Consider the following 26,130-nt stretch of genomic DNA (forward strand, 5'->3'; position numbering starts at 1 on the left):
GCGGGCTGAGCCTGCAGACGTGGCTGACCGCCGTCCTCGTCCTGCTGGCCCTCATGGTCCTCGGTACGGGAGTGGTGGGGGCCTCCCTGCTGTCGCACACCACGGCGGCCGGCAACCGGCTCGTCGACGGGGTCATGCCCGCCCAGCGGGAGGCGCTCCGGCTGGAGACGGCCCTGCTGGACCAGGAGACCGGGGTCCGCGGCTACCTCCTCGCCCACGAGCCGGCCCTCCTCGAACCGTACGAGCGGGGCCGGGAGAACGAGCGCGCGGCGGTCCGGAAGCTGTCGACGGTCCTCGACGGCGACCGCGAGGTCCAGGCGGATCTGGCGGCCGTGGAGGACACCGCGCGGGTGTGGCGCGACGAGTTCGCGACCCCCGCCATCGCCGCGGCCCAGGGCGACGGCGCGCCGCCCTCGCTCCAGGCGGGCAAGGACCGCTTCGACGAGCTGCGCCGGCGTATCGCTTCCCAGCAGGAGCGGCTGGACCGCGTACAGACCGAGGCGCGCGCCACCTTCGGCGAGGCCCGCTCGGAGCGCGACCACATCCTCCTGGCGATCGGCGCGGCCTTCCTCCTCGCCGGGGCCTGCCTCGGGGTCCTGCTCCACGTGGCCGTCCTGCGGCCGCTCGCCGTGATGCGGAAGGCGTCCGAGCGGGTCGCGGGCGGGGCCTTCGACCAGGAGATCCCGCAGCGCGGCCCGGCCGACCTGCGCTCGCTCGCGGAGGCGGTGGAGGCCATGCGCCGCCGGACCGTCGAGGAACTGAACGCCTCGCAGCGCAACGCCGAGCAGCTGGAGCGCACGGCCGCGGAGCTCGACGCGCAGGCGGCGGAGCTGCGCCGCTCCAACGCCGAGCTGGAACAGTTCGCGTACGTGGCCTCGCACGACCTCCAGGAACCGCTGCGCAAGGTGGCCTCCTTCTGCCAGCTGCTGGAGAAGCGGTACGGGGACCAGCTCGACGAGCGCGGCACCCAGTACATCGCCTTCGCCGTCGACGGCGCCAAGCGCATGCAGGTGCTGATCAACGACCTGCTGACCTTCTCCCGGGTCGGCCGCGTCCAGGACGCCCGCGAGAGCGTCCCGCTGGACGGCACGCTGGACCGGGCGCTGCGCAACCTGGCCGCCGCCGTGGAGGAGAGCGACGCGGAGATCGTCCGGCCGGAGCGGCTTCCCGAGGTGGTGGGCGACCCCACGCTGCTCACGATGCTCTGGCAGAACCTGATCGCCAACGCGGTCAAGTTCCGCTCCCCCGATCGCACTCCACGGGTGGAGATCTCCCTCCTCGGCGGCGACGGCAGCGGTGAGGGTGACGCGAGCGGCGACGCCGTCGCCCCGGAACCCGGTTTCCACACGTTCGCCGTCACGGACAACGGCATCGGCATCCCGGCCGAGTTCGCCGAGAAGGTGTTCGTCATCTTCCAGCGGCTGCACGGCCGCGAGACCTACGGCGGCACCGGGATCGGCCTCTCGCTCTGCAAGAAGATCGTCGAGCACGCGGGCGGGAGCATCTGGATCGACACCGCGCACACCGTGGGGACGCGGATCATGTTCACCGTGCCCGTCGCGGTGCCCGTCGCGGTTGCCGACGCCGAAGCCCCGGCCGCCGAGGGCGGCACCACGAGCCAGGAACCAGTACCCTCCCCGTCCACCGCCCCCGCGGCCAGCGAAGGAACCAGCCGATGAACAACCCCACCACCCGGCCGTCGAGCGTTCCCGCCGAAGTCCTGCTCGTCGAGGACGACGCGGGCGACGAGCTGATGACCCGCGAGGCCTTCGAGGACAACAAGATCGGAAACGTGCTGCACGTGGTGCGGGACGGACTGGAGGCACTGGACTTCCTCTACCGGCGCGGTGAGCACACCGGCGCGCCGCGTCCCGATCTGATCCTCCTCGATCTGAACCTGCCCAAGTACGACGGCAGGCAGGTGCTCGAACAGATCAAGACGGACCCGGAGCTGAGCCACATCCCCGTGGTCGTGCTCACCACCTCGGCCGCCGAGGAGGACATCCTGCGCAGCTACAAGCTGCACGCCAACGCGTACGTGACGAAGCCGGTCGATCTGGACCAGTTCATCCGGGCGATCCAGCAGATCGACGACTTCTTCGTCACCGTGGTGAAACTGCCGCGGTCCGTCTGAGCGGTCCGAGACCTCCGAGATCAAGGAAACGAAGTGGGGAACATGGACACGCACGGAACCGACGCACCCAACTACGTCGAGACGCGGTCCGAGGGGGCCGTGCGCATCGTGGTGATGGCGGGCGAGTTCGACATGGACACCTCGGGTGAGCTGCGGACGGCGCTGGATCCCGAAGTGGACGGAATAGCCCGGTTCGTCCTCGACGTCGCCGGCGTCACGTTCGTGGATTCGACGGCCCTCAGCCTCATGCTCCAGCCCGCGCTGAACCGGCCGGTGGTCCTGGCGGGGAACGTGCCGCACCGGCTGGCCCGGCTGCTCGAAATCACCGGCGCCGACCAGGTGTTCGCCTTCGCACCCACCGTGGCCGAGGCAACGGTCGTGCCGATGCCGCCGCGACGGGGCTGAGCCGCGCCCGTCGGGGAGGGTGAGCGGAGCAACGTTCACCTCTGCGATTGACGACGCCGAGGCAGGGCAGACGAAGACGGTCCGGCCGTAACCGACGAGGAGGTGAACCGTGCGCTACGACGAGAACAGGACGGTGCACCCGGTCCCGCGCAACGCCGCGCAGGCGCGGGAGCGGGTGCGGGCTCTCGTGGAGTCCTGCGCCGTGCCCCGCCCCGGGACGGACACCGCCGACGCGGACGACGTACTCGCCGACGTACTGCTCGTGACCTCGGAGCTGGTGACCAACGCCGTCCGGCACGGCGGCGGACTCCTCGACTTCAGCGCCTCCGTCTGCGCCGACGGGCTCCGGCTGGAGGTCACCGACGCCAGCAGTACCCTCCCCGTCCTGCTCCCCCGGTCCGCCGGTACGGTCCGCGTCGGCGGGTTCGGATGGCCGCTGGTCTGCCGGCTCGCGCGGAACGTGGCGATCCGGCAGACGCCCCAGGGCGGCAAGCGCATCGAGGTCCTCGTGCCGCTGGACGGGACGGCGGACTCCGCGGATCCGGCGGCGGCGAAGGCGACGGAGCACACGGACCGGGCGGAGCACGCGGACCACGACGGCCGTGCGGACCGCGCCGGCCGTGCGGACCACGCCGGCCGCGGCGATCTCGCCGAACAGTACTGATCACCCCCTGCCGGTTTGGAGGTCCGCACTCCCGGCCATACGAGGGACACCCGACCGCCGAGGGCCGCGCCGCGCAGGCGAAGGGCGACGCCCGGCAGGCCAGGGAAACGGCGAACGACGAAGGACATGTGCAAGCGCGGACCTGCGCCCCGGCCCAGGTCCGCCGCGGTCCCGGACTCCAGCGGAGTCCGGGACCGCGGCACGCGCGAACGAGAGGGGGGACCCCGTATGACCCACACCGAAGAGCAGCTCGCGGGCGTGACGGAAGCCGGCGCGGGAGAGAGAGCCGGAGCCCCGGCCGCAGCCGTGGTCCCGGACGAGCGGATCCACCGCATCCGGCGCCGCCTGGAGCGGTTGATCGGCATCGCGGCGACCGAGGGGAACTCCGTAAGGCCGCTGCGCAACGGCGACGAGATCTTCGCCGCGATGCTGGAGGCGGTCGACTCCGCCCGGCACACCATCGACATGATGACCTTCGTCTACTGGAGGGGCGACATCGCCCGCCGGTTCGCCGAGGCCCTGGCGGCGCGTGCCCGGGACGGCGTACGGGTGAGGCTGCTCCTCGACGGGTTCGGCAGCCGGCTCATAGAACGGGACCTGCTGGACCGCATGAGCGAGGCGGGGGTCGACGTCGCCTGGTTCCGCAAGCCCGTCACCCTCTCACCGCTGAAGCAGAACCACCGCTGCCACCGCAAGGTCCTGGTGGTCGACGAACGGACCGCCTTCACCGGGGGCGTCGGCATCGCCGAGGAATGGTGCGGCGACGCGCGCAACCCGCAGGAGTGGCGGGACACCCACGCCGAGGTGCGCGGGCCCGCCGTCGACGGCATCGCCGCGGCCTTCGCCCAGAACTGGGCCGAGTGCCACGCCGAGCTCTTCGACGAGCGCGACCGGTTCGTGAGCCACGAGCCGGCGGGCTCCGCCATCGTCCAGGTGGTGCGCGGTTCCGCCGCCTTCGGCTGGCAGGACATGCAGACGCTGATGCGCGTGGTCCTCGAATCGGCCGAGGAGCGCGTACGCCTGGCGACCGCCTACTTCGCCCCGGACGACTACTTCGTCGGCCTGCTCTGCGCCACGGCCCGCCGGGGCGTCACGGTGGAGATCCTGCTGCCCGGGCCGCACACGGACAAGCGCGTGTGCCTGCTGGCGGGTCAGCACCACTACGAGGCGCTGATCGCCAGCGGGGTGCGCATCCACCAGTACCAGCCGACGATGATGCACGCCAAGATCCTGACCATGGACGGCGTGGTCTCCCTCATCGGCTCCTCGAACTTCAACCGCCGCTCCCTCGACCACGACGAGGAGGTCATGCTGGCCGTGATGGACATCGCGTTCACCGAGACCCTGGACGGCCACTACGACGAGGACCTCAAGGCCAGCACCAAGATCGCCGAGGCCCGCTGGAAGCGCCGCTCGCTCCTCCAGCGTGCCCGGGAACTGTCGGTCCTCCCCCTGCGCCACTACCTCTGACGCCACGGACGGGGCGGCGGCGCGGGGCTAGTACCAGAGGTACAGGGCCCAGGACCAGTTGAAGTCGACGAACTCGCAGGTGTAGGGGACCCCCTTGGCCTGGCCGGCGGCGCGGCAGGCCTCCGGGCTCGCGTAGAACCCCGAGAAGTGCGACGAGGACGGCGCCGTCGCCGACGGGGCGGTCTCGGCCGCTTCAGCGGTCACGGCCGTACCGCCCAGGGCGAGCGCACTCCCCAGGGTCAGGCCTACCAGTGCATGACGCGTGCGCATGGTGTTCCCCTCTCTTGCTCGTCACGCCGCCGGGCGTGCGCGTCGGACCGCCTCGCGGGCGGCCGTCTCCGCAACCAGTCAACGAACCCCGAGCCCCCACCGTCCAGAGAAGACGGCCCGCGCCGGCCAAATCCGGCGCCCGGCCCGCGCAGGGGGTGACAGGCGCCGCTCCCGTCCGGTATAGGCCCCCGCCCCCACGCATGTCCTGGCGACGAGACACGGCCCCCCGGCCGCAGGGAGCAGCCCCGTTCGAGTGAGTTTCGACGACGTCGGACTGTGCGCCGCAAGCACAGCGGCAAGCGCTGGAACATTCGTGCCCCGATTGCCCCCGGGACGGCCGTGACGGGCGGGACTCCGAGGCGCTCCTGGAACACCAGCAACAGCCCCGCGCCGGGCCCGGCCGAACATCGTCGGCGTCCGTCTCTACCTCGAACGGGACGGCCGGATCCTGCTCGGGCTTCGCTCCCCGGACGCCGCCACCCGGGCGGTCCGCCCCGCGTGCAACTCGTCTTCCGCGCCCGGCGGTGGGAGGGGACACCGCAGGTGCGTGAGCCCGACCGGTGCGTGTCCTGGGGCTGGTGGCCCGCCGACGCCCTGCCCACCCCCGTCGTCCCCTACGCCCGCGCCACCGTCGAGGGCGTCCCGAGCCGGCCGTCTCCACACCGAACCAGGCTGGACCTGAAGCCCTACGCCGGGCCGTCTTCGGGGCCGGGGGGTGGGGTGGTTGGGGGGAGGACGTCTTCGTCCCGGAGGAGTTCGATCAGGCCTAGGGCGTCGTCGTCTTGGGCGGGGGCGGTGTCTGCGAGGGTGGGGGCGGCGGGCAGGTTGCCGTCCGCCTTGGTGATCAGGAAGCGTTCCCGGTAGGCGTCGTGCGCCGACACCGCGATGCGGTCGATGAGCAGGTAGCTCAGCCCCGCGCCGACGGCCATGCCGGCGATGGGCACGAACTGCCCGAGCTTCCTTTTCGGCAGTTGCTGGGCGAACTTCGCCGCAAAGCGCTGGGCGATCCTGGTGAGTACCTTCTCGTTCAGCTTGGCCCACGGAGCGTTCCGCGCCAGCAGCTGGGTGAGTTGGGAGAGTTCGGCGTAGGCGGCCGTCTTCGCCGAGGTGCCCGTGGACATGCCGAGGGCTATCACGGACATCACGAAGAGTTCCTCTTCGGGATCGCTCGGGTCGTAGCCGTAGGAGAGGGCCGTGGCGGCGACCGTCCGCGTGGCCAGGGCGAGCATCATCGCCGTGTCGGCGAGCATCGCCCCGGCCACGGTTCCGAATCCGGGGGCGGCGCCCGCCCCCGCGCCCGCGATGGTTCCGGCGCCGGCCAGCACTTCGCCGCCCGTCACGGCCGCGGCGGACCCGAGGCCGGTCGCCGCTGCCGAGAGCGCGTGGCCGTACCGCAGGACGTTGTGCCTCGCGACGTCGTCGACGGCCCGCAGATCGAGCTCACGGATCCCGTCCAGGCCGCCGATGTCGTGCCCGGCGCGCCGGTACTGCTCCACGACGCGCTTCTTGCTCACCGTCCGGCTCGCGGTGTCGCCCACGGCCTTGCCCAGACCCCTGGCGGCGCCGCTGTACGCCGCGGCCACCTTGTCGGCGCCGGGGGCTTTCATCGCCTTCTGGCCGAGCGAAGCGAGCCGTTCCCGGGCCTGCTGCGGAAGGATCTTCCTCGTCTGTTTGCCGAGGGACGCCGCCTTCCGCTTCTGGAGCAGGTCCCACTCCCGCTGTTCGTACGCGGAGAGAGTCATGTCGTCGCCTCGCTGTCGAAGTGGCCGCACATCCCGTACAGCGGGGGCTGGTTGACGACCGGCACGTCGCCCGGGCAGAACATCACCGAGCAGAATACGGGTTCGAGGGGTTCCATGGAGGCCATGGCCGGCCTGCGCGTGACGGCCCCGCGACGACCGGCGTTGGGCAGCCGCAACGCCTCTCCCCTGCGGGCCGCCGGCCGGCGCCGCACCGACGAACGGAGCCCACAGCCCTCATGAGCGCCACCGCCCTCCCCCCGGTCCGGCTGGGCACCCGTCCCAGCCCCATGGCCATGGAACAGACCACCCGCTTCGCCGCCGCCTTCCGCGCCCGGTACCCGGAGATCCCTCTCGACATCCTCAAGATCGCCTCCGCGGGCGACCGCCACGAGGGCCCCCTCGCCGAGATCGGCGGCAAGGGGGCCTTCACCCGGACCGCGGACGAGCACCTCCTCGACGGCCGGGTACGGGCCACCATCGCCTGCGCCAAGGACCTGCCCGGCCCGCACGACCGCTCCCCCGGCATCGCCATCAGCGCGGTCCTGCCCCGGGAGGACCCCCGTGACGTCCTCGTCCTGCCCGCCGGGAGCCGCCCGGCCACCCTCGCGGAACTGCCGCCCGGCACCCGGGTCGGCACCAGCGCACCCCGCAGGGCCGCCCTCCTGCGGGCCCTGCACCCCGAGCTGGTGGCGGTACCGGTCCGCGGCAACGCCGACAGCCGGCTCGCCGCCCTCGACCGGGGGACCCTCGGGGCGGACGTGATGATCGCCGCGCTGGCGGGACTGCGCCGGCTGGGCCTGGGACACCGGGTCTGCGAGGTCCTCGACCCCGCCGTGTGGCTGCCCGCGGCCGGCGCCGGGATCGTCGTCATCGAGCGCCGCGCCGACGACCTCGCCACCGAGGACCTCCTCTCCCCGCTCGGCCATGCCCCCAGCCGCAGCCTCCTCGACGCCGAACGGGCCGTGCTCGCCGCCCTGCACGGCAACTGCCTCACCGCCGCCTCCGCCCACGCCGCCCTCGACGAGGCGGCCGGGGTGGTCACCGTCCATGCCGTCGTCCTCGATCCGGCGGGCGGTGCGCCGGTGCGGGCGAGCGCGTCCGGTGCCGCGGAGGGGGCCGGTGGCGTCGGGCGTGAGGCCGGGCTGCGGCTGCTCGCCGCCGGGGCCGGCCGGCTGCTCGGCGGCCCCGCGTGAGCGGGCGCGCGGCGCCCCCGCCGAGCGTCCTCGCCGTCTACGCACACCCCGACGACGAGTCCCTCGTGGCCGGGGGGATCCTGGCCCGGCACGCGGCGGCCGGGGCCCGGACCGCCGTGGTGACGGCCACCTGGGCCGCCGACAGCCACCGCGCCCGCGAACTCACCGACGCCCTGCGCATCCTGGGCGCCGGGACGCCCCGCATGCTCGGCTACGCCGATCTCCACGTCCCCGCGTCCGCCCCCGGGCGGCCCCGGTTCCGCGACGCCCCCCTGGCGGAGACCGTGGAACGCGTCGTCGCCCACGTGCGCGACTTCCGGCCGGACGTCATCGTCTTCCCTGTCAAGTTCTTGTGTTCAGTCTCCTGCGCTGCTGATGTGTCGGCGGGAACGCCTCAGGGCCTGCTCCGGACTCAACCGGAACAGGCCCTGTATGCAGTAGTCGTTGCTGGACCGCTAGCAGGCGGTATCAGCGTGGGTGAGCGCTCACTCGCTCGGTGAATGAAGTTGCGCGAACTCGTCAGCGAGCAAGCCCATCATGACGACATCGAGATGCTTGCCGGCAGAGAATACTTGGTCGCGGAGGCGACCTTCTTCAACGAAACCGAGTCGTCGTTGGAATGCCAACGACGCCTCGTTGTCTGCGAAGACCCGCGCTCCGCACTTGTGAAAGCGCCGCTCGTCGAACATGAAGCGCAGCAGCATCACCACGGCTTCTGACGCGTAGCCTTTGCGCCGATGCTCGGCCTCCATGGTGACGCCGTACTCGAACCAGCCCGCGCGTGGATCAGCGTGGTGCGAGCCAATAGCACCGACTATCTTCCCCGTATCGACGGCTTCGATCGCCAAACCGAAGCAGTCGCCCTCGTACTTGGCAGCGGCCTGCTCTTTCGTCCAGGCACGGAAGCCCTCCGCCGAACGGGGTGGATTGAGCAGGTCTCCCAACCGCTCCTCGTCCTCGGCGAAGCGCATGAACGCGCTCCAGTCATCGGGCTCAATACCGCGCAGGCGTACTCGTTGACCGGTCCAGAACGATGTCATCCTCTATTTGATCACGTTCCAGCGCCCGAGGTCCAGGCTTTCGGGCGACCGCAGATGTCCTTTGACCTGGCATTTTGAGGATTTCGAGTGCCTACTGCGCCTCCTCAGGAATCTGCCCGGGGGAACGCGATCACGCTGCCGGAGACGGGTGCGCTTGGTGACGAATTGCCCCTTTCATGAATGAGGGTGGCGCTGGCCAAGGCAAGTCTGGTCACCTGCTGGCGGAGGTCTTCGATTTCGGCCTTCTGGTTGGCGTTGGTCTTCTTCATCCTTGTGACGGTTTCCCGGAGTCGTTTCTCGGGTTCGGGGACCTGGCGGGTCTCGGTGCGGACTCGCTCGTAGAACTCGTTCTTCAGATCCGCGTGCCTCTTCATGAGAGCCATGCGGTGAACGCCGGCTTCGGCGGCGAGGGCGACGGCTGTGAGGCTGCCGTCTGAGGATTTGGCTGCTCCCGTCAGGAGGCGATCCCTGGCCTCTCGAATGCGGGCGCGTTCGTCCTGATGCTGGTCGTTCAGAGCCTCAGCAGGGTGGGCATTGACGTCGTGGGTGTCGGCTGTGTCTCGGAGCCGTTGTGCGTTGGCCCGCAGTCGCTTGCCGACCGGGGCAGGAGTGTGGACCGCCAGCTGGTCGAGTTCCTCGGCCCGTTCACGTAGAAGTCGGGCATGGCTGTCGGTCCGGACGGTGTTCCCGCAGCCGGGCCGGCAGTCGTACTGCCGTGGGGCGGTCGCACCGGGTTCTGGTTCGCAGAGGGCGTTGTCGTGCTTGAAGGCGCAGATCAGGACCGCGCTGGGGTTGTCGTAGAGCACGATGCCGTCGCGGGCGAGGAAGGCGCCGGCTTTCCTGGCGAAGGTGCGGGGGACGATTCGGCCCTCGAAGCGGGGGGTGTGGGCGGCGGCGGTCAGGGCCCGGCGGGCGGCCGGCCCTGAGACCTTCTCCCCAGCCGCAGCCTGGTCTCATAGCCGGGCGGCGGTGTTGGCGGCAGCAAGTGCGGTCTCGACCCCGCATCAACCATTCCGTCGGGCCTCACGAACGCCGGGTCTCCCGGCTTGAGCCCCATTCGGGCCACCGCCCCCGGCAGATCCCGTACCCTCAGAACCCCGTCAGCAGGGAGCGTCCCCCACCGGCCTGGATCCGGTACCCGCACTACTTGCCACGTGCTCAACTGCTGTCTCTCCTGACGCTTGAACTCACTCAAGCATCAGGGAAGTGGTCATCCACGACGCCCTCGGCTCCTCCGGCCACCCGGACCACGTCCACACCCACCACGTCGCCCTGCTCGCCTCCCATGCGGCCGGCTTCGGCGAGCTCTACCCCTGGGCCGGGCCGCCGTGGCAGCCCAGCGCCCTGTACCTCGCCACGCATCCGGAGTCGGCCGCCGCCGTCCTGGCCGGGCTCGTCGCGGGCGTCGGCAAGCGCCTGCACACGGTGCCGGACGCGAGGGTCAGCGCGGCGGTGGACGTCCGCCCCTGGGTGGACCGCAAGTGGGCCGCGATCCGGGCACACCGCTCGGAAGCCGCGCGCAGCCGCTCGCTCCCGGCCCTGCTGGGCACCTTGTCGGCGCGGGACCGGGAGGCCGTCCTCGGCACCGAGTACTTCATCCGCCGTGACCTCGTCCCGGCTCGGCGGGGCCTGCGGGAACTCACCGCCTGAAGGTGCGGGCGTACAGGTCGCGCAGGTAGGCGTCGGTCGGGCCGTACGCCCGGTCCTGGGCGCCGGGCCGGTGCAGCCGCAGCCCTCCCCCGGGCAGGACCCGTACGGTGGTGGTCGCCTGACGGGCCGTCGGCGCCGGCCCGTCGCCGCCCGGGCCCGGCGGGCGGCCGGGGTCCGGCGGCCGCAGCACGGGCACCGTGGCCGGGAACATCGCCAGTGCCCCGGCGGTGTCGGCGGCGGGCGGGCGGCCGGTGAGGTTGGCGCTGCTCACGTACAGGAGCGCGTGGTCGTCCAGGAGCGGACGCAACGGCCGCCAGCGTGCCCCGAACAGCAGCATCCACCCGTCCTTGACCGCCGGGTCCGACCAGGACGGCCGTACGGCGTCGGGGCGCAGCGGCAGCAGGACGGTGAGGTGCTCCTCGGCCAGCAGGCGCCGGACCGGCCCGTGGTCTGCGGGGGCGAGGTCCCACAGGCCGGCGAGGGCGTCCAGGGTGTCGGCATGGTGGGCCCACAGGGCGACGGGCTGGTCCGCGGGGCGGCCCTTCGCGGCGTTGACGGCGGGGGCGGTGGTGGCGGCGACGACGTGGGTCAGGGGGGCGGGGTTGGGGAGCACCACGGGCCGGCCGGCCCTGAGCTCCCGGCGGGCCCGGCCGAGCCCGACCGCCGTACGGGGCGCCGGGCCCGGCGCGGGGTCCACGGGCGGGTCCACCGGCGGGTTCACGGACAACCCCCGGGGACGCTACGGGTGAGGCCCGCGAGGTAGTGGCCGAAGGCGGCGTCGTCGACGACGGCCCGGCCCGTCCGGTAGGCGAGGGATTTGACCCAGGTCATGGCCGTACGGGTCTGCTCGGCGTCGAGGACGTGTCCGAGGCGGGCGGCGACGGCGGTGACGACGCGCGCGCTGGCCAGGTGCGTGAGGACCACGCTCGGTTCGATCCCCAGCGTCTCGTGCGGGTCGTACGGCTGGAACAGTCCGGGGTGGACGAAGGGCGTGCCGGTGGAAATGGTGCCGACCCCGGTGCCGACGATCGGGGTGGTCACGCCCAGCGGTGCGCCCGTCTCGTGGGCCACCATCCGCGCGATGCCCGGGAGCCGCGTGAGGTCGGGGACGGTCCACCACGGCCGCGCGTCCGGTCCGAGCAGCTCCGGGCCGTGGCGGGTGAGGAGGAAGAGCAGTTGTTCGGTGGCCACCATGCCGGAGCGTTCGGCGATGCCGAGCCACGAGCTCGACGTCACCCGGACCCCGGCCGCCAGCGCCGCCAGGCTGTTGGCCAGGCCCAGTCCGAGGTCGTTGTGGAGGTGGGACGCGAGTACGACCTGCGGCCCGCAGGCCGCCCGCACCCGGGTGAACATCTCGCTTGCTTCGTAAGGGAGTTGGGCTCCGACGGTGTCGGCCAGGACGACGAGACCGGCGCCGGCGGCGGTCACGGCCCCGGCACAGTGGGCCATGAGGGCGTGGTCGGCGCGGGAGGCATCGGCGAGGCACACGTCGACGGCCACGTCCGCGTCCCGGTCGCGGGCCCGTTTGACGAGGTCCACCGCCGCTTCGAGCGCCCGGGCCGCGTCGGTGTGCACCATCACCCGGGCCATGGCGTCCGACGCGGGCACCACCACCATCACCCGTGCGTGCCGGCTCCCGCGCACCGAGGCGAGGGCCTGGGCCAGGTCGCGGTCGGCGCCCCGGCACACGGCGGCGACGCTCACCGCGCCCTCCGCCTCGGCGGCCACCTGCCGTACCGCCTCGAACTCCTCGGCGCACACCGCGGGGAAGCCGGCGGCGAAGACCACGTGCTCGGGGCCGTGGGGGCCGAAGATCCGGCCCGTCTCGCGGGCCAGCCGCACCCGGAAGCCGGCGCTCATGAGCGTCTTGGCCTGGGCTCCGTCCCGAGCGGACTCCTCCCACACCACGCATCTGCCCGACCGGGCGGTCCCGCGCACCACGTCCGCCTCGTCCACCTCGTCCGCCTCAGCCACTGCTTCCCCTCCCCGGCGGCCCCGTTCGGCTTCCCGCTGGGGGAACGATCTCTCCGGGACGGGCGGCGCGACGGCCCGCATCCCTCAGGATCACCCGATCGGATGAGCGGACCCGGGTGGCGGCCCGTCGGCCGTGGGGGGGGCGGCAGCGGTCGTGGAGCGGCGGGGCCGGTCGTACGGTGAGGGGAGGAGACGGGAGCGGCCGCGCCTCGTACCGCGGGCGACCGTGTCCCGCCCGGGCCGTGTGACGAAACCGAGAGCGGGTGGGTCCCATGCGCACGTCAACCCGGATCGCCGGTGTCCTGACCGGAGTGGCCCTGTCGCTGGGCGGCGCGTCGCTCGCCGCCCCCCTCGCGCGGGCCGACATCCCGGCCTGTACGCAGCTGGCGACGCAGGGGGGCGCCACCCCCGGCGACTCCGTCACCGCGGCCTGCCGGCTCGGGGTCTCCGGCGATCTGCAGGGCTGTGTGAGCGGCCTGACCGGGGCCGGGACGCCGGGCGGCGCAGCGAACGGCGCCTGCCGGCTCGCGGCCCACGAGCCCCGGTAGGCCGGGGCGGCCGGAGCGCCCCGCCGCGCGAGCGCTACGCGGCGGCTTCGCGCGCGGGCAGCGGGCCGGGCGGCAGCGGCGCGCCGGGCCGGTCGACCAGGGCGTACAGGCCGGAAATCCGCGCGCCGCGGCGGCGTTTGGCCTCGATCGCGGCCATGCCCGCGTGCAGGGCGGTCGTGCCGTGGGCGTACGCGGCCTCGATGGGCAGGTAGTACATGAGGTTGAAGTACAGGTGGGGCGTGGGGTGCCGGCGGTCGAAGGCGACCGCGCGGATCCACGTCCTCGTCCCGTAGTGGTAGGAGAGACAGAAGCCGGTCATCCGGTCTCCGTCGTAGGTGGCGACGACGCGCGCCTCGCTGCCCATCGCCGTGGCCTGCCGTTTCAGCAGACCGGTCATCGCGTCGATGCCGTCCCGGCCATGCCCGTGGTCCTGCTGGTGTCCGGCGAGGAGGACCGCCGCGTCCTCGAAGCAGTCCGCGAGCACCTGCCGGCGGATCTCGACGCCGGACGCGGCGAACTCGCGGCGTTCGCGCCGGACGCCGGCGCGGCGCTGTGCGGGCAGGGAGGAGACGTAGTCGTCGACGCCGGTGCCGGGGAGGGGGATGAGGGCGTCGTCCTCCAGGCGGTGGGCGGGCTCCGGGTAGAGGGGGGCGAGCCGGGTGGCGGCTTCGGCGGTCAGGTAGGGCCACCAGTGCGTCGTGCCGTGGTGGCCGGCGAAGCGGCGTGCGGCGTCCCGCAGCCGGGTGAGGCAGGCGTCCCGGCGGCCGGGGGCGAGGCCGGGGGCGGTGAGCGGGGCGTTGTGGTAGCCGCGCCGGGCTCCGGCGATGACGCGGGGCATCAGGTGCGGGGGCAGTACGGTCTCGGGCTGGTAGCTGTCGTTCGGTTCGTCGTGCACGAGGTGGAGGGGGGCGGCGGCGAGCAGGGTCCCGTCGGATTCCCGTACGAGGGCGTACGCACGGGTGGCGGTGGGGTCGTCCTCCTCACCGGCCAGCCACCGGTGGGAGAGGTAGAGGCCGGCCGGGCGGGCGAGGTGTTCCCACTCGGCGGCGGGGACCTCGTGGACGGACTCGACGGTGCTCACGATCAACGGAGGTTCCTTCGGCGGTGGCGGTTGGGGGCCTTGAGGGCGGGAGCGGCGAGTACGCCGATCAGGCAGGCGGCGGCTTCGACACCCCACGGGAGGGCGGGACCGGCCTCCAGCAGCAGGGTGAACAGGGCGGGGGCGGCGACCATGCCGACGGCCCACGAGAACTGGTAGAGGCCCTGGGTGAAGCCCCCGGCCGCCTGCGGGGTGAGGCTCACCGACAGTTCGCTCAGGGCCGGGCCGAGCAGGATCTCCGCCACGCTGAACAGGGTGATCGCCAGGATGAGGGCCGCCCACACGGCCGGGGCGGCCCCGGGCAGCGCGGGCAGTGCGGGCAGGCCGGGCAGGCCGGGCAGCGCGAACGCCGCCATCCCCGCCGTCATGATCAGGTATCCGGCGGCCACGGCGCGGCGGGGCGCCTTGGGGGCCAGGTGCGCGGTGACGGCCGTCGAACACGCCGAGACGATCACGGTGTTGACGACGAACAGCATGCTGGCCGCCGAGGCGGGGAGTCCGAGGACGCGGGTGGTGTAGACGGCGATGAGGACGGAGAGGACGGCCTGCGCGAGGACGTAGGGGAGGTTGACGGCGACGAGGAGGAAGTAGCGTCGGGTGTGGTCGGTCCGGTTCACGAGGGCGCTCGGCGGCGCGGCGTCCGGTTCCGGTGGGGTGGTGGGCAGGGCGGCGAAGCAGGCGGCGGCCAGCAGGTAGGTGACGGCGTCGAGGGCGATCATCCAGCGCAGCGAGCCGTTCCCGAACACGGTCAGGGCGCCCGCCGCGGCGGCGGCCCCGGCGGCGAGCCCGACGTTGCGCAGCGAGCCGGTGAACGCGAACCAGGAACGGCGTTCGCCGGCTCGGGTGACGTGCGTGATCAGGGTGCGCTGCGCGGTGAAGTACATGTTGATGCCGGCCTGGACGAGCACGTACACGGCGGCGATGTGCCACGGGTCGCGGGCGAACAGGAACAGGGCGAACCCGGCGGCGGAGAGGAGGTTCGCCCACACCACGACGCGCTGGGGTCCGACGCGGTCCATGAGGCGGCCGGCGAGGAAGGTGACGGGCAGGGCGAGGGCCTGCCCCACCGTCATCGCCGCGCCCACCCGCCCCGGCGACAGGCCTTGGACGTCGGTGAAGTAGAGGAGTCCCAGCGGCAGGAGCATGCCGTTGCCGACGGAGTCGATGAGGTTGCCGGTGATGAAGAGGCCGTGCCCGCGCAGGGCGGGCAGGCCGAGGCGGTCCGCCGCGCTGCGCGGGCGGCGGGCCGGCGCGGTGGCCGCGCTCACCGGTTCAGCAGGGCGGTGATCTTGCCCAGGACACCGGCCGCGGGGAAGCCGGTGCTCTGGTGGAGCTCCGTCAGGGCCTTGACGGTCCGGTCCTCCTCGCCCTCGGGAAGGGTGATCACGACGATGTCCCCGTGGGAGGCCCCGTCGATCACCAGCTCGTGCGCGGTGACCACCCGGACGAGGCGGCGGAGTGCGGCCAGCGCCTCCGGCGGGATGCCCTCCCCGGCGAGGAACTCGATCGCCCAGCCGGTCCGTCGCACCATGCCCGCGGTGAGGGGGAGGCCGCGGGCCATGCGGGCGAGGGAGGTGAAGGTGTTGGTGGCGGACGCGGCGCACGAGAGGGTGGTGGCGCCGCCGATGCGCGGGTTGACCTCCAGGACCACGAAGCGCCCGCCGGTGTAGATCATGTCGATGTTGACCGAACCGTGGACCCCCAGCTCCGCGCAGAAGTCCACCAGGGCGCGGGCCACTTCGGCGAAGGCGGGGTCCGCTTCCTCGCGGGGGCCGCACCAGCGCAGGCCGGCGAAGGTGAAGACCGGCTCCGGGCCGGCGCGGCCGGTCCAGCACGGGGGGAGGACCTGGTAGGCGCCGGGGCTCCCGACGATGTCCACGCTGCACAGATCGCCTTCGACGACCTGTTCCACCACCGCCGACACCGCCGCGGAGCCGGGTTGGGGGTGGGCGTCGAGGTGGGCGTCCAGGTCGGCGGGCGAGCGCAGGGTGCGGATGCCCATGCTGGTCGAGCCCCATAGGGGCTTCGACATCAGGGGGTAGCCGGTCCGTTCGGCCAGGACGCGCAGCGCGTCCCGGTAGCCGGGCACCGCCAGACCCCGCCCCGCCAGCAGATCGGAGTCGACTCGGAACCCGTCCGGCACCGGCAGCCCGGCCCGCCCGCACAGTTGCTTGGTCTCCCATTTGTCCACGAGGCGCAGCGTCGCGGGGAGCGGAGTCATGACGGTCGGGATGCCCGCCGCGTCGAGGAGGGCCTTGGCCGCGGCGTCGCGCACCGCGTTCTCGCACGGCAGCGAGATCGAGACCGCGGCGTCCGCTCCCCAGGCGGCGACCGCGTCCGCGAGTTCGCGCGGCGTCACCGCCCGGTCGAGCCGTTGCCGGTGCCCGGGGAAGTCCTCGTATGCGGCGGCGCCGCTGGTGTGGAAGAGTCCGGCCTCGATCCCGTCGTCGGCGAGTGCGCGTACGGCCTGCTGGATGTAGGGGTCGGCGCGCTGGATGCGTACCGACCGGAGGAAAGCGATCTTCCGCACCTGCTTCAGCCCACTTCCACGCGGGAGCGGGCGGCCGCCCGGCCGGCCAGCCCGCGCGCCTGCTCGGCCGTTTCCGCGCGGGCCACCACGTGCCCGATCCGGCAGGCCGAATCGGCGGGCTCCGGCACCACCTCCCCGGGCCGCAGGTGCACTTCGCCGTGCGTACCGGGCAGGTCCGCGATGACCGCCCGACGCAGTACTCCGCCGCGCTCCGGCAGCAGGAAGCGGATCGACGCCGCCCGCGTACGGGTGGGGACGGTGTCGGGCAGCAAGCCGAGCACGGCCTGGAGGTGGGCCGCGGCCTCGCTCACGCCCGTCGCGGCCTCGACGACCTCGCACAGGTTGTCCCCCGGCAGGCGGGCGCCGGTCTCGATCACGTACGGCGTGTCCGAGCCCGGCGGGATCTTCACCTCGGTGTGCGCGATCCCGTGGCGGACGCCGACGGCGAGCGCGGCCCGCGCCGCGGTGTGCTGCACCTTCCTGACCAGTGGCGCGGGCAGGCCGGAGGGGCAGGTGTGCCCGGTCTCGATGCGGTACCGGCCCTCGGTGGTGTCCTTCGCGACGACGGGCAGCGGATAGGCCACCCCGTCGGCGACCACCGTGTCGCAGGAGTACTCCTCGCCCGGGACGTACTCCTGGAGCAGGACCCGCGCGTCGAGCTCCAGGCCGTGCGGGTGGGCGCGGGTGTACCGCCGGGCCGCGCCGACGGCGTCGGCGAGCCCGTCCGGGCCTTCTACCACGGACACGCCCCACGAGCCGCCCTGCTCGGCGGGTTTGACCACCAGCGGCCAGCCGAGCCCGTGCTCCCGCGCCGCCCGGTGGGCCTCGGCGGCGCCGTGCGCGACCGCCCAGCGGGGGGCGGGGATCCCGGCGGCCGCGAACGCCTCGCCCATCAGGACCTTGTTGCGGGCCGCCCGGGCGAGCCGGGGATCGTTGCCGGGCAGGCCCAGCCGTTCGGCGAGCAGCGCGGCGAGCGGGGTGAACAGTTCGAAGCAGGGGGCGACACCGGCGATGGCGTGCTGCCGGCAGAAGGCGTCCATGTCCGCCAGCGCCTTCGCGGTGTCGGTCAGGTCCGTCGCGCAGACCCCGGCGAGGGCGGCCCGCAGCCAGTCCGGGTAGCCGTCGTGGACGTCGGCGTGGGTGGCCGCGTACAGGCGCACTCCCAGCCGGTCGGCCGCCTCGACGAGGAACCGTCCCGCGTTCCCCATCGGCTCGATCACCAGCACTCCCGGCCCGTGCGGGCCCGTCCCGATTTTCATTCCTCCAGCAAAGCCGCGGGGCGGCTGCGGCGGCTATGGGCCTGACAGACGAAAACAACTCGTCGCACAGCATGGCCTTTTGGAGCATTCACCAACGAACTGGTCAGTAGGGGAAGGGTATTTGGTGCGCCCGCCCGATGGGCCGGGGCGGACGTCCCGTGATCGGATCGCCAGGCTGGGTAAACCCGCGCCCGAAACCCGTACGGGAAGGCAACACCGTGACCAGCAGGCTGCACCAGGAGCTCGCCGCCCACATCGACCAGGGCGTCATTCCGCCCTACCAGTACTCGTACCCGCCCCGCTCGACCTACCGCCCGCTGCCGGAGGGCAAGTGGACCGTTCCCGAGGTGTGGGCGGCGGACCTCGCCAACCACCAGGTTCCCGAGCTCAACCTCTACCTGCACGTCCCCTTCTGCGACCGCAAATGCGGGTTCTGCAACCTCTACACCATCATCAGCACCGACGAGGACGTCTACGACGCCTACACCGACGCCCTCTGTACGCAGATCCGCGATCACGCGGAGATCATCCAGGCCCGGCGCCTGCGCACCCTCTACATAGGCGGCGGCACCCCCGCCCTGCTCAAGCCCCGTCACTTCGAGCAGATCTTCGCCACCCTCGGCGAGATCTACCCCAACTGGCGTTCCACGGCCGAGGAGGTCGCCGTGGAAGCCACGCCGTCGTCGATCGCCGACGCGCCCGGGGAGTTCAAGGCCCTCATCGACATGGGCCTGACCCGCGCCAACGTCGGCATCCAGTCCCTCGTGCCGCGCGAGATCCGCGAGGCCGGGCGCGGCGGTGAGGACGAGGACGTCATCCGACGCGCCGTCCGCACCGCGCAGGAACTCGGCCTGCCGGACCTGTCGACCGACCTGATCATGGGCTTCGCGGGACAGACCCCCGAGACCTGGCGCCAGAGCGTGGACGAGCTGGCCGCGCTCCAGCCCACCACCATCAGCACGTACTTCCTCACGGTGCGCCCGGACGCCTGGTTCTCCCGGACCGGCGCCTACCAGTACATGTGGCAGCCCGAACTGTACGAGCGCTACGACTACGCCCGCCAGGTCTTCCTCGACCACGGCTACGTCCAGGAGGGCTCCGTCCGCTACAAGAAGCCCGGTCGCGGCGGCTACGTCCAGAAGGTGCTCACCTTCCACGGCGTGCCCCTGCTCGGGCTCGGCGTCGGCGCCCGCTCGTACACCACCGTGCTCGACTACATGTGCGGCAGCGTGAAGCCGTCGGCGGCCGAGGTCGCCGACTACATCACGCGGGCCAAGAACCACGAACTCGCGCCCGTCACCGGCTTCGAACTGACCGCCGAGGAGCTCGTCCGCAAGCGTCTCGTCCTCGACACGTTCGACCTCGACCTCGGCGAGCTCGACCGCTTCGGCTACCAGAAGCACGCCGCCGAGTTCGAACCCGTCCTCGAAGCGGCCGAATCCAACGGGCTGATCCACCGCCTCGGCCGGCGCGTCCAGCTGACCCCCAAGGGCTTCAAGTACCGCGACGTGCTGTCCTGGATGTTCTACTCCGGCTCCGTCAAGGACCTCGACCGCGCGTACTACGAGCAGCTCCACGCGGCGAACAAGCGCGCCCGCAAGAACATGGGCGCGACACCGGTACGGATCACCGGCATCGACCTGCGCGAGCGCGAGGGCGCCGCGTGAGCGACCTGTACGTCGCCGCGGGCGGCGGAGGGGATCCCGTCGGGACCCTCGTCGCCGCCCGCGCCCTCACGGGGGACCCGGCCGCCCCCGGCCGGCAGCCGCTGATCGCCACCTACGCGTGGGAGCGCCCCGAGGTCGACCCGACCTCCAGCCCGCTCGGCGCGAGGGACTTCGACGGGCTCGTGTACGAAGGCCGGGGCGCCGGGGGCGGCGGGGGCGGCCGGGCCGGCGGTTTCGCGGCCTTCACGCCGGCCACCCGGGCCCGCCCGCCCGCCGGATCCACCATGCCCGCCCTGGCCGGGGACCTGCCCGCCCGGCTGCTGCTCCTCGACCCCGCCCGAGGACTCTCCGGCCTGGCCCGGCAGATCGCCGCCATGGCCGAAGCCGCGGGCGGCGGGATCCGGATCGTCGACATCGGCGGCGACATCCTGACCCACGGGGACGAGCCCGGCCTGTGCAGCCCGTTCGGTGACGCCCTCACCCTCGCGGCCTGCCACCTCACCGGCATCCCCACCACCGTCCACATCGCGGGGCCCGGCCTCGACGGTGAGATCGGTGAGGGGCCCCTCCTCGTACGCCTCGCCACCAGCCGCCCCCTGGTCCCGGACCGGCGGGCGACGGCGGCGGCCGCCCGCGCTCTGGCCTGGCACCCCTCGGAGGCATCCGCGCTGTGGGCCGCCGCCCTGCACGGCGTGCGCGGCACCGTCCGGACCGTCAACCACGTCATCCCGCTCACGGAGGTCTCCCCCCGGCTGTACCCGCTGCCGCTCCACGAGGCCATCGCTCACAATCCCGTGGCCCGGGCCCTCCTCGACGAGCACCCGGCGACCCTGGAGGCCGCCGCCGGCCTCTCCCACCGGCTCACCGGCATTCCCGGGCTGGAGAGCGAACGCGCCCGCACGCCCCGGCGGGAGCCTCCCGCCGGGGGGACCGCCCTCCTCGACCGGGACCTGACGGTGAAGACCCTGCGCGAAGCGGCCGGCGGGGCCGGCCACGTCACCCTGCGCCACGCCGCCCGCACCCTGGGCCTCAACTGGACGGACATCCCCGCCCTGCGGACGCTCCTCGCCACGGACACGCCCCTGCTGCGGGTCAGCTGACCGGCCCGGGCGGCGTCCCGGCCCGACCGGAGCCCGACAGGACCGCGTTGAGCTGGGCGCCCGTGAGCAGGGCGAGGTTGGTGAACCAGAGCCACACGAGGAACACCACCACCCCGGCCAGCGATCCGTACAGCCTGTTGTACGTGCCGAACTGGGTGTAGACGGTGAACAGCACCGAGGCGCCGAGCCACAGCAGCGCCGCGAGGACGCCGCCCGCCAGCCCCCGCCGGAGCCCCCGCGCCACCGGCGGGCCCGTCCGGAAGAGGATCAGGATCAGGGAGGCGACGACGACCAGCAGCACCGGCCACCGCAGGACGGCCATCGTGCTGCCGCCCCCCAGCCCGAGGGCGGCCCCGGCGCGGCGCGCGAAGGGGCCGCCCACCACCAGCGTCGTCGCGCCGGCCACGAGCAGCGCCAGCAGACCGGCGGCGGTCAGCACCAGGGTGTGGGCGGCGTGCAGGGAGGTGCGGGTGTCGGGGATCCGGTGCATCGCGTGCAGGGCGCGGCGGAAGACCGCCAGGTAACTGGAGGCCGACCACAGCGCGCTCAGCACACAGCTGACGAGCAGCACCCACATCGAGGAGTGCTGCGCCGTCAGTCCCCCCAGCGCGTCCCGCAGCACCTGGGCCGACTGGGGCGGCGCGTAGGAGGTGAGGTCGGCGATCAGCCGCTCGCGGGTGTCCGCGCCCGCGAGGCCGACGAGGGAGACCGGGACGAGCAGGGCGGGGACCAGCGCGAGGACCGCGTAATAGGTCAGTGCCGCCGCCGAGTCGGCGACGTTGTCGTCCCAGACCCGCGTCGCGGTGCGCCGCAGGGCCCGGACCGTGCGCGTCGTGCGGGCGGGTCTCTTGGTGCGTCCGGAGGTCCGGAGGATGTTGGTGGCCACGGGGCCCTCATGCCCCTCACCGCGGCTCTCACGCGGGCTCGCGGGCGCCGGCGCCGGATTGCGGGGCGAGCGGGAGCCGGGGGGACGGGGCGGCAGCGGCGGCCGGGGCGGGGGCGGCGGGGGACGCCGGTCCGGGAGCGAGGACGAGTACGGCGTCCTGCGGCCCGAAGCGGACCGTCTCCCGCTTGTCCGGGTTGATGCGCAGCCCGTGCGCGGCACCCCGCGGCCCGCCGGCGCCCTCCCCGCCCTCCCCGCCCTCGACGCCGTCCCGGCCGTCCGGGTCCGGGCCGTCCGGCTGGAGCCGGTATCCGATGACGCAGTGGCCGCGGCGGCGCCCGGCCTCCACCACCGTGGCGTAGCCGACGGGGCGTCCGGTCACGACGTAGTCGGCGGCCGGCCTCAGGTGGAGGGTGTCGCCGGTGGAGGCGAGCAGGCAGTCGAAGACCGCTCCGAGGTCCCCGTCCTCCGCGATCTGTGTCATCAGCAGGCTGATCAGGCGGCTTCCGACGATGAAGTCGGCGCCCTCCCGGGCGGGTGCGAGCAGCCGGTTGCGGTCGTCGGCCATCTCGGTCACCACGGCCAGCTCCCGGCCCGCGGCCTGCTCCAGCGCCCGCAGGTGCAGCAGCGTCACCAGGGTCCGGTCGTCGCCGGCGAGCGGGAGGCCGCCGGCCTGCGGGCCGTCGTAGCCGAGGACCACGGCGCGGTCGAAGCCCAGCGGGTCGAGCCCGGCCAGTACGTCCGGGTCGGTGACGTCGCCTTCGAGGACGGTGACCGGCATCCGCCGCCCGGGGAGGCGGGCGCAGCGCTCGGCGTCCCTCAGATGGTCCTCGCCCTCCGCCATCACCAGCAGGACGGAGCCGTCGGGCACTCCGGCGTCGAGCTGCTCGATGATGCGGGGCGCCCGGGGGTTCCAGCCGAGCAGCAGAAACCGTTCGGGGGCGGGCCGCGAGGGCGGCGCCGTGACGACCGCCGCGTGGTCGACGGGCAGCGGTACGCCGACCGGGACGGCCGTGTCGTCGTCCTCGGTGATCACCACGATCCGGTCCTGCGCACCGAGGACGCTGGTCCAGGGCGGGTTCAGTTCCACCCGCCCGTCGGCCCGCAGCAGACCGATCACGCTGGAGTCGGCGTACGCGAACAGGAGGTCGCCGAAGGTGCTTCCGGCGAGGGCGCCGGCGGGCACGGTGTAGATCTCGTCCCCGTCGAAGTCCAGCAGGGCGCGGTAGACGAGGGAGAGCCCGGGCTCGCAGGAGGTCCTGGCGATCAGCCGGGCGGTGATGTCCTCGATGTTCAGGACGTGCCCGTGCGGTCCGGCGGCCAGGTCGGCGGCGCGCTTGTGCCGCCCGTCGCGGACGGCCGCGACCACGCCGGGCCGGGCGTGGCCGGCGAGTCCGCGGACGACGGCCTCCAGGGCGAGCAGGGTCTTCACCACGTGGGCGTCGCCCTCCTCTCCGTCGTGGGTCAGCACCAGGACGGCGCGGGCCGTCCCGGGGGCGACCAGGGAGACGACGGCGGGGTCGGTGGTCGTCCCGCTGCGACAGATCAGCCGGGTGCGGCCCAGCCGCCCGACGGCGGCGGCGATCTCGTCCTCCATCTCGGCCTTGTCCTTGGGGCCGAGGACGGCGAGGGCGGCCCGGCGGCGGTTGGCATTGGCCGTGACCAGCTCGGAGACGATCGGGAAGACCTGGTCGGACCAGCCGAGCAGGACCGTGTGCCCGGACTCCAGGACGGTGGAGCGGCCCCGGCGCAGCGCGAGGACCTTGTCGTTGAGGCCGGTGGTGATGAGGCTGACGAGGGTGGAGACGAACAGCAGCGCGACGAGGGCGAGCACCACCGAGAGGAAGACGTAGAGGGGGCTGCCGACGGCGCCGCCGAGCTTGAGGGTCTGGCCGACGCTCACCCACACGGCCAGGGCGCGGCTGGAGAGGGTGGTCGGGCCGTGGTCGTCGGCCCACACCAGGGCCGCGCTGGCCGGGACGACGATGGCCAGGCACATCAGTACGAGCCAGCCGATCAGCACCGCCGTCCCGCGGGCCACCATCGTGTCGAACCAGTAGCGCGTGCGCGCCCAGGTGGGTGCGCGTCGTCCTGCCCGGGCTGCGGGCTTGGGTCCTGGCAACCGGCGTTCCTCGCTCGGACGGCACGGCGGCCGGCCGCCGTGCCGCGGACCGCCCGGCACCGACGAGTGGGTGCACGTCACACCTTAACGGCGGGTCACGGTACGGATACGGCATAGCGGTTAAACCCATCCGCAGCATGATGAAGGGGACTCGTTTTCGGATTCGGACGCCGCTGCCCGTACGTACTACCGGGGCGCGGCGGCCCCGGCCCCGGGCGCGTCACCGCCGCCCGCGGCGCGGCGGCGCACCTGGTCCTCCTGGGCGAGGCGGCGCAGCAGCTCGAAGACCGGGGCGCAGATCGCGAAGACGATGACCGCCCGCTCGGCCAGGGCCACCGGATCCTCCAGGCCGGCCGCGCGTTCCAGGTCCAGCCGGGCCACCGACTCGGCCAGCCGCGCGTAGGCGGCGAGCTCGCCCGGGGCGTACTGCGCGTCCAGCCGCCGCAGCTCCCGCAGGGCCGTCGTCAGCCCCTGTACGTGGGGCGAGGTGCCGGGCGCCTGCCAGTCGAGGGCCGCGAGCAGCTCCGCCACCTCCGCGGCGGCGGCCGGGCCCGCACCGTCGTCCTCCTCGCGCTCCGGAGCGCCCTGGGCGGCCACTGGCACCGGGAGGGCGTAGCTGACGGCTCCGAGGGCGCCCTCGGAGGTGTCGGCCTGGTCGACGGCCCCGAGCACCTCCCGGGTGGCGGCGATGGACAGGCCGCCGAGCGTGGTGAGCGCCTTGATCAGGCGCAGCCGCTGCGCGTGCTCGTCCCCGTACTCGGCGATGGTCGCGGCGGTGGCCCGGCCAGCGGGCAACAGGCCTTGGCGCAGGAAGTACTTGATGCTGGCGACCGGCACGCCGGTGCGGCGGCTGAGCTCCGAGATCTTCATGCGGCTTCCCTGCTCGTCACGCGGTCCGGTGGCGTCGTCGGCGATTGGACACCACAACAAGATACTGCCACTATCCAGTATCTGGATACCTTAAGTATCCAGCCTTAGGAACGCAGCCGCACCGGAGAATCGATGCCTCAGCCCAATCCCCCCTCCGTGCTCCGCCGACCCCAGTTGTGGATCGGTACGGGACTCATCGCCGCAGTGGTCTCCATGATGTTCGCCCTGCTCTACGTGGGCGGCAACGTCAACCCCAGGGGCAACCTGCGCGACCTGCCCGTGGCCCTGGTCAACGCCGACAGCGGCGCCGACGCGGGCGGCCGCCACCTCAATCTGGGCGATCAGGTCGTCTCGGGGATCGAGAAGGCCGCCGAGGGCGACCGGAGCATCGACTGGCAGGTCGTCAGCCGCGAGGAGGCCGACGCGCGGTTGGGCAGCGGCAAGGTGTTCGGCGCCCTCGTCATACCCCGGGACTTCTCCGCGACGGTGACCGCGCTCACCGCCCCGCAGCCCCCGGCCCAGGGCAAGCCCGCCCCGCCGACGCTGACCGTGCTGACCAACCAGGCCGCCGGCAGCATCGGCTCCTCCATGTCCTCCCAGGCGGCCCAGAAGGCCGCCCACTCCGCTTCGGCGTCGATCGGCCAGGAGCTCCTCAAGCAAGCCGCCGCGCAGAAGACCCCGCTCCCCACGGCCGCCCAGCTCAAGCTGGCCGACCCGGTGACCGTGGCCGTCGCCGACGGCCACCCCCTCGGGTCGCGCAGCGCCATGGGCCTGAGCGCCTTCTACTACGCGCTGGTCCTGGTCGTCTGCGGCATGCTCGGGGCCAACGTGGTCAACTCCCAGGTCGACACCGCGCTCGGCTACCTGCACACCGATTTCGGCCCCATCCGCAAGCGCGAACCCGTGCAGCACACCAGTCGCGTCCGCACCCTGGCCATCGGCATGGCGCTGATGCTCGGCCTGTCGGTGGTCATGGGCACCCTGGTCGAGGTCGCCACGGTCGGCATCCTCGACATGGACGCCTCCCACCTCGGCCTGCTGTGGCTGTACTCGGTCGCCACCATCGCGGTCGTGGGTCTCGGCAGCCTGGCCCTGTTCGCGGCCTTCGGCACCCCCGGCATGCTGCTGGCCACCATCGTCTTCGTCGCGATGGCCGTCCCCTCCTCCGGTGCCACCGTGCCGCTCCAGGCGCTGCCCGGGTTCTTCCGCGCCCTCGCCGAGTTCGAGCCGCTGCGCCAGATCACCGAGGGCCTGCGCTCGCTGCTCTACTACGGAGCCCAGGCCGACGCGGGCCTGACCCGGGCGTGGGCCTCGATGGGTGTCGCCCTCGTCGCCGCCCTGCTCTTCGGCTTCGCGGTCACCCGCCTCTACGACCGCCGGGGGCTGCACCGCATCCCGCACCCCGACGGTGAGACCGGGACCCCCGACGCCGCCCCGGCCGGGGCGGCGCCCGCCGAAGCCTGAGCAATCTCCGTCGACGCCGATGCGCGGGGTGGCCACGGCCGCCCCG

General features: G+C 73.2%; 24 protein-coding genes and 1 pseudogene. 12 read left to right on the forward strand and 13 right to left on the reverse strand.

From position 1 onward, the window contains the following. Window positions 1-53: 53 nt before the first annotated feature. The 5 genes from ACFYYT_RS30250 to ACFYYT_RS30270 all read left to right on the forward strand — a co-directional run bounded on the left by ACFYYT_RS30250 (window position 54) and on the right by ACFYYT_RS30270 (window position 4,673). Window positions 54-1,679, forward strand: coding sequence for a CHASE3 domain-containing protein (locus tag ACFYYT_RS30250; protein ID WP_388610001.1), 1,626 nt, complete (start codon window positions 54-56; stop codon window positions 1,677-1,679). Continuing rightward, window positions 1,676-2,134: a response regulator gene (locus tag ACFYYT_RS30255; RefSeq protein WP_351827390.1), complete on the forward strand. Its 459-nt coding sequence runs from the start codon at window positions 1,676-1,678 to the stop codon at window positions 2,132-2,134. Before ACFYYT_RS30250 ends, ACFYYT_RS30255 begins: the two co-directional genes overlap by 4 nt. A 42-nt stretch (window positions 2,135-2,176) precedes the next feature. Further along, a complete protein-coding gene (locus ACFYYT_RS30260) occupies window positions 2,177-2,539 on the forward strand; it encodes an STAS domain-containing protein (RefSeq protein ID WP_351827392.1) in 363 nt (120 codons plus the stop codon). A gap of 109 nt (window positions 2,540-2,648) precedes the next feature. Continuing rightward, window positions 2,649-3,203: an ATP-binding protein gene (locus ACFYYT_RS30265; protein WP_351827394.1), complete on the forward strand. Its 555-nt coding sequence runs from the start codon at window positions 2,649-2,651 to the stop codon at window positions 3,201-3,203. 228 nt (window positions 3,204-3,431) lie between these two features. Then, a complete protein-coding gene (locus ACFYYT_RS30270; protein ID WP_351827397.1) occupies window positions 3,432-4,673 on the forward strand; it encodes a phospholipase D-like domain-containing protein in 1,242 nt (413 codons plus the stop codon). Window positions 4,674-4,700: 27 nt separating this feature from the next. Here ACFYYT_RS30270 and ACFYYT_RS30275 read toward each other — a convergent pair whose 3' ends face one another. Further along, complete coding sequence (locus tag ACFYYT_RS30275; RefSeq protein ID WP_351827400.1) at window positions 4,701-4,943, reverse strand: hypothetical protein; 243 nt, start codon at window positions 4,941-4,943, stop codon at window positions 4,701-4,703. 686 nt (window positions 4,944-5,629) lie between these two features. Beyond that, a complete protein-coding gene (locus ACFYYT_RS30280; protein ID WP_351827403.1) occupies window positions 5,630-6,685 on the reverse strand; it encodes an EcsC family protein in 1,056 nt (351 codons plus the stop codon). Between the two features lie 236 nt (window positions 6,686-6,921). Here ACFYYT_RS30280 and hemC point away from each other — a divergent pair, with 236 nt between their 5' ends. Beyond that, a complete protein-coding gene (gene hemC, locus ACFYYT_RS30285) occupies window positions 6,922-7,878 on the forward strand; it encodes a hydroxymethylbilane synthase (RefSeq protein WP_385315253.1) in 957 nt (318 codons plus the stop codon). Then, a pseudogene (locus tag ACFYYT_RS30290) lies at window positions 7,875-8,213 on the forward strand (PIG-L deacetylase family protein); the annotation flags it as partial. The gene hemC and the pseudogene ACFYYT_RS30290, both read left to right, overlap by 4 nt. Before the next feature lie 150 nt (window positions 8,214-8,363). Here the strand turns inward: ACFYYT_RS30290 and ACFYYT_RS30295 are convergent. Together ACFYYT_RS30295 and ACFYYT_RS30300 are read right to left on the reverse strand one after the other, a co-directional pair. Beyond that, complete coding sequence (locus ACFYYT_RS30295) at window positions 8,364-8,918, reverse strand: GNAT family protein (RefSeq protein ID WP_351831771.1); 555 nt, start codon at window positions 8,916-8,918, stop codon at window positions 8,364-8,366. A gap of 104 nt (window positions 8,919-9,022) precedes the next feature. After that, the gene (locus ACFYYT_RS30300; RefSeq protein ID WP_351831776.1) at window positions 9,023-9,433 is read right to left on the reverse strand and encodes a hypothetical protein; all 411 of its coding nucleotides are present in this window, start codon (window positions 9,431-9,433) and stop codon (window positions 9,023-9,025) included. A 691-nt stretch (window positions 9,434-10,124) separates the two neighbouring features. Here ACFYYT_RS30300 and ACFYYT_RS30305 point away from each other — a divergent pair. Beyond that, window positions 10,125-10,568, forward strand: a complete 444-nt coding sequence (locus ACFYYT_RS30305) for a hypothetical protein (RefSeq protein ID WP_351831772.1) — start codon at window positions 10,125-10,127, stop codon at window positions 10,566-10,568. Here ACFYYT_RS30305 and ACFYYT_RS30310 read toward each other — a convergent pair. Beyond that, a complete protein-coding gene (locus tag ACFYYT_RS30310; protein ID WP_388609934.1) occupies window positions 10,558-11,289 on the reverse strand; it encodes a hypothetical protein in 732 nt (243 codons plus the stop codon). The genes ACFYYT_RS30305 and ACFYYT_RS30310 overlap by 11 nt on opposite strands. Then, window positions 11,286-12,542 (reverse strand): 2-isopropylmalate synthase, encoded by a 1,257-nt coding sequence (locus tag ACFYYT_RS30315; protein ID WP_351831824.1) that lies wholly within the window; start codon window positions 12,540-12,542, stop codon window positions 11,286-11,288. Before ACFYYT_RS30315 ends, ACFYYT_RS30310 begins: the two co-directional genes overlap by 4 nt. Before the next feature lie 272 nt (window positions 12,543-12,814). On the opposite strand from ACFYYT_RS30315, the gene ACFYYT_RS30320 reads away from it, so the two are divergent. Then, window positions 12,815-13,090 (forward strand): hypothetical protein, encoded by a 276-nt coding sequence (locus ACFYYT_RS30320; protein ID WP_351831821.1) that lies wholly within the window; start codon window positions 12,815-12,817, stop codon window positions 13,088-13,090. A 34-nt stretch (window positions 13,091-13,124) separates the two neighbouring features. Here ACFYYT_RS30320 and ACFYYT_RS30325 read toward each other — a convergent pair whose 3' ends face one another. From ACFYYT_RS30325 to ACFYYT_RS30340, 4 genes are read right to left on the reverse strand one after another with little or no spacing between them, the layout of a single operon-like run. Beyond that, a complete protein-coding gene (locus ACFYYT_RS30325; protein WP_388609938.1) occupies window positions 13,125-14,171 on the reverse strand; it encodes a GNAT family N-acetyltransferase in 1,047 nt (348 codons plus the stop codon). Between the two features lie 2 nt (window positions 14,172-14,173). Further along, a complete protein-coding gene (locus ACFYYT_RS30330) occupies window positions 14,174-15,457 on the reverse strand; it encodes an MFS transporter (protein ID WP_351823268.1) in 1,284 nt (427 codons plus the stop codon). Next, window positions 15,454-16,719 carry an ATP-grasp domain-containing protein gene (locus ACFYYT_RS30335; RefSeq protein WP_351823271.1) on the reverse strand — a complete coding sequence of 422 codons (1,266 nt, stop codon included), beginning with the start codon at window positions 16,717-16,719 and terminating at the stop codon, window positions 15,454-15,456. The genes ACFYYT_RS30330 and ACFYYT_RS30335 overlap by 4 nt, the downstream gene beginning before the upstream one ends. Before the next feature lie 5 nt (window positions 16,720-16,724). After that, window positions 16,725-17,939 (reverse strand): ATP-grasp domain-containing protein, encoded by a 1,215-nt coding sequence (locus tag ACFYYT_RS30340; RefSeq protein WP_388609941.1) that lies wholly within the window; start codon window positions 17,937-17,939, stop codon window positions 16,725-16,727. Between the two features lie 257 nt (window positions 17,940-18,196). Between ACFYYT_RS30340 and ACFYYT_RS30345 the strand changes: the two genes are divergently transcribed. Continuing rightward, window positions 18,197-19,645 carry a radical SAM protein gene (locus ACFYYT_RS30345; RefSeq protein ID WP_351823277.1) on the forward strand — a complete coding sequence of 483 codons (1,449 nt, stop codon included), beginning with the start codon at window positions 18,197-18,199 and terminating at the stop codon, window positions 19,643-19,645. Then, window positions 19,642-20,745 (forward strand): DUF1152 domain-containing protein, encoded by a 1,104-nt coding sequence (locus tag ACFYYT_RS30350; RefSeq protein WP_351823280.1) that lies wholly within the window; start codon window positions 19,642-19,644, stop codon window positions 20,743-20,745. The genes ACFYYT_RS30345 and ACFYYT_RS30350 overlap by 4 nt, the downstream gene beginning before the upstream one ends. On the opposite strand, the gene ACFYYT_RS30355 is transcribed toward ACFYYT_RS30350, so the two are convergent. From ACFYYT_RS30355 to ACFYYT_RS30365, 3 genes are all read right to left on the reverse strand, one after another. Beyond that, window positions 20,738-21,631: a YihY/virulence factor BrkB family protein gene (locus tag ACFYYT_RS30355; RefSeq protein WP_351823283.1), complete on the reverse strand. Its 894-nt coding sequence runs from the start codon at window positions 21,629-21,631 to the stop codon at window positions 20,738-20,740. The two genes, ACFYYT_RS30350 and ACFYYT_RS30355, sit on opposite strands and share 8 nt — an antisense overlap. A gap of 28 nt (window positions 21,632-21,659) precedes the next feature. Next, complete coding sequence (locus ACFYYT_RS30360; protein WP_351823286.1) at window positions 21,660-23,750, reverse strand: NAD-binding lipoprotein; 2,091 nt, start codon at window positions 23,748-23,750, stop codon at window positions 21,660-21,662. Between the two features lie 186 nt (window positions 23,751-23,936). Then, window positions 23,937-24,620: a MerR family transcriptional regulator gene (locus ACFYYT_RS30365; protein ID WP_351823289.1), complete on the reverse strand. Its 684-nt coding sequence runs from the start codon at window positions 24,618-24,620 to the stop codon at window positions 23,937-23,939. A 132-nt stretch (window positions 24,621-24,752) separates the two neighbouring features. Here ACFYYT_RS30365 and ACFYYT_RS30370 point away from each other — a divergent pair, with 132 nt between their 5' ends. Beyond that, on the forward strand, window positions 24,753-26,084 hold the full coding sequence (locus ACFYYT_RS30370; protein ID WP_351823292.1) for a YhgE/Pip family protein: 1,332 nt from the start codon (window positions 24,753-24,755) through the stop codon (window positions 26,082-26,084). Window positions 26,085-26,130: the final 46 nt, after the last annotated feature.

This window comes from Streptomyces sp. NPDC002032 (assembly GCF_042890765.1).
Classification (GTDB): Bacteria; Actinomycetota; Actinomycetes; order Streptomycetales; family Streptomycetaceae; genus Streptomyces.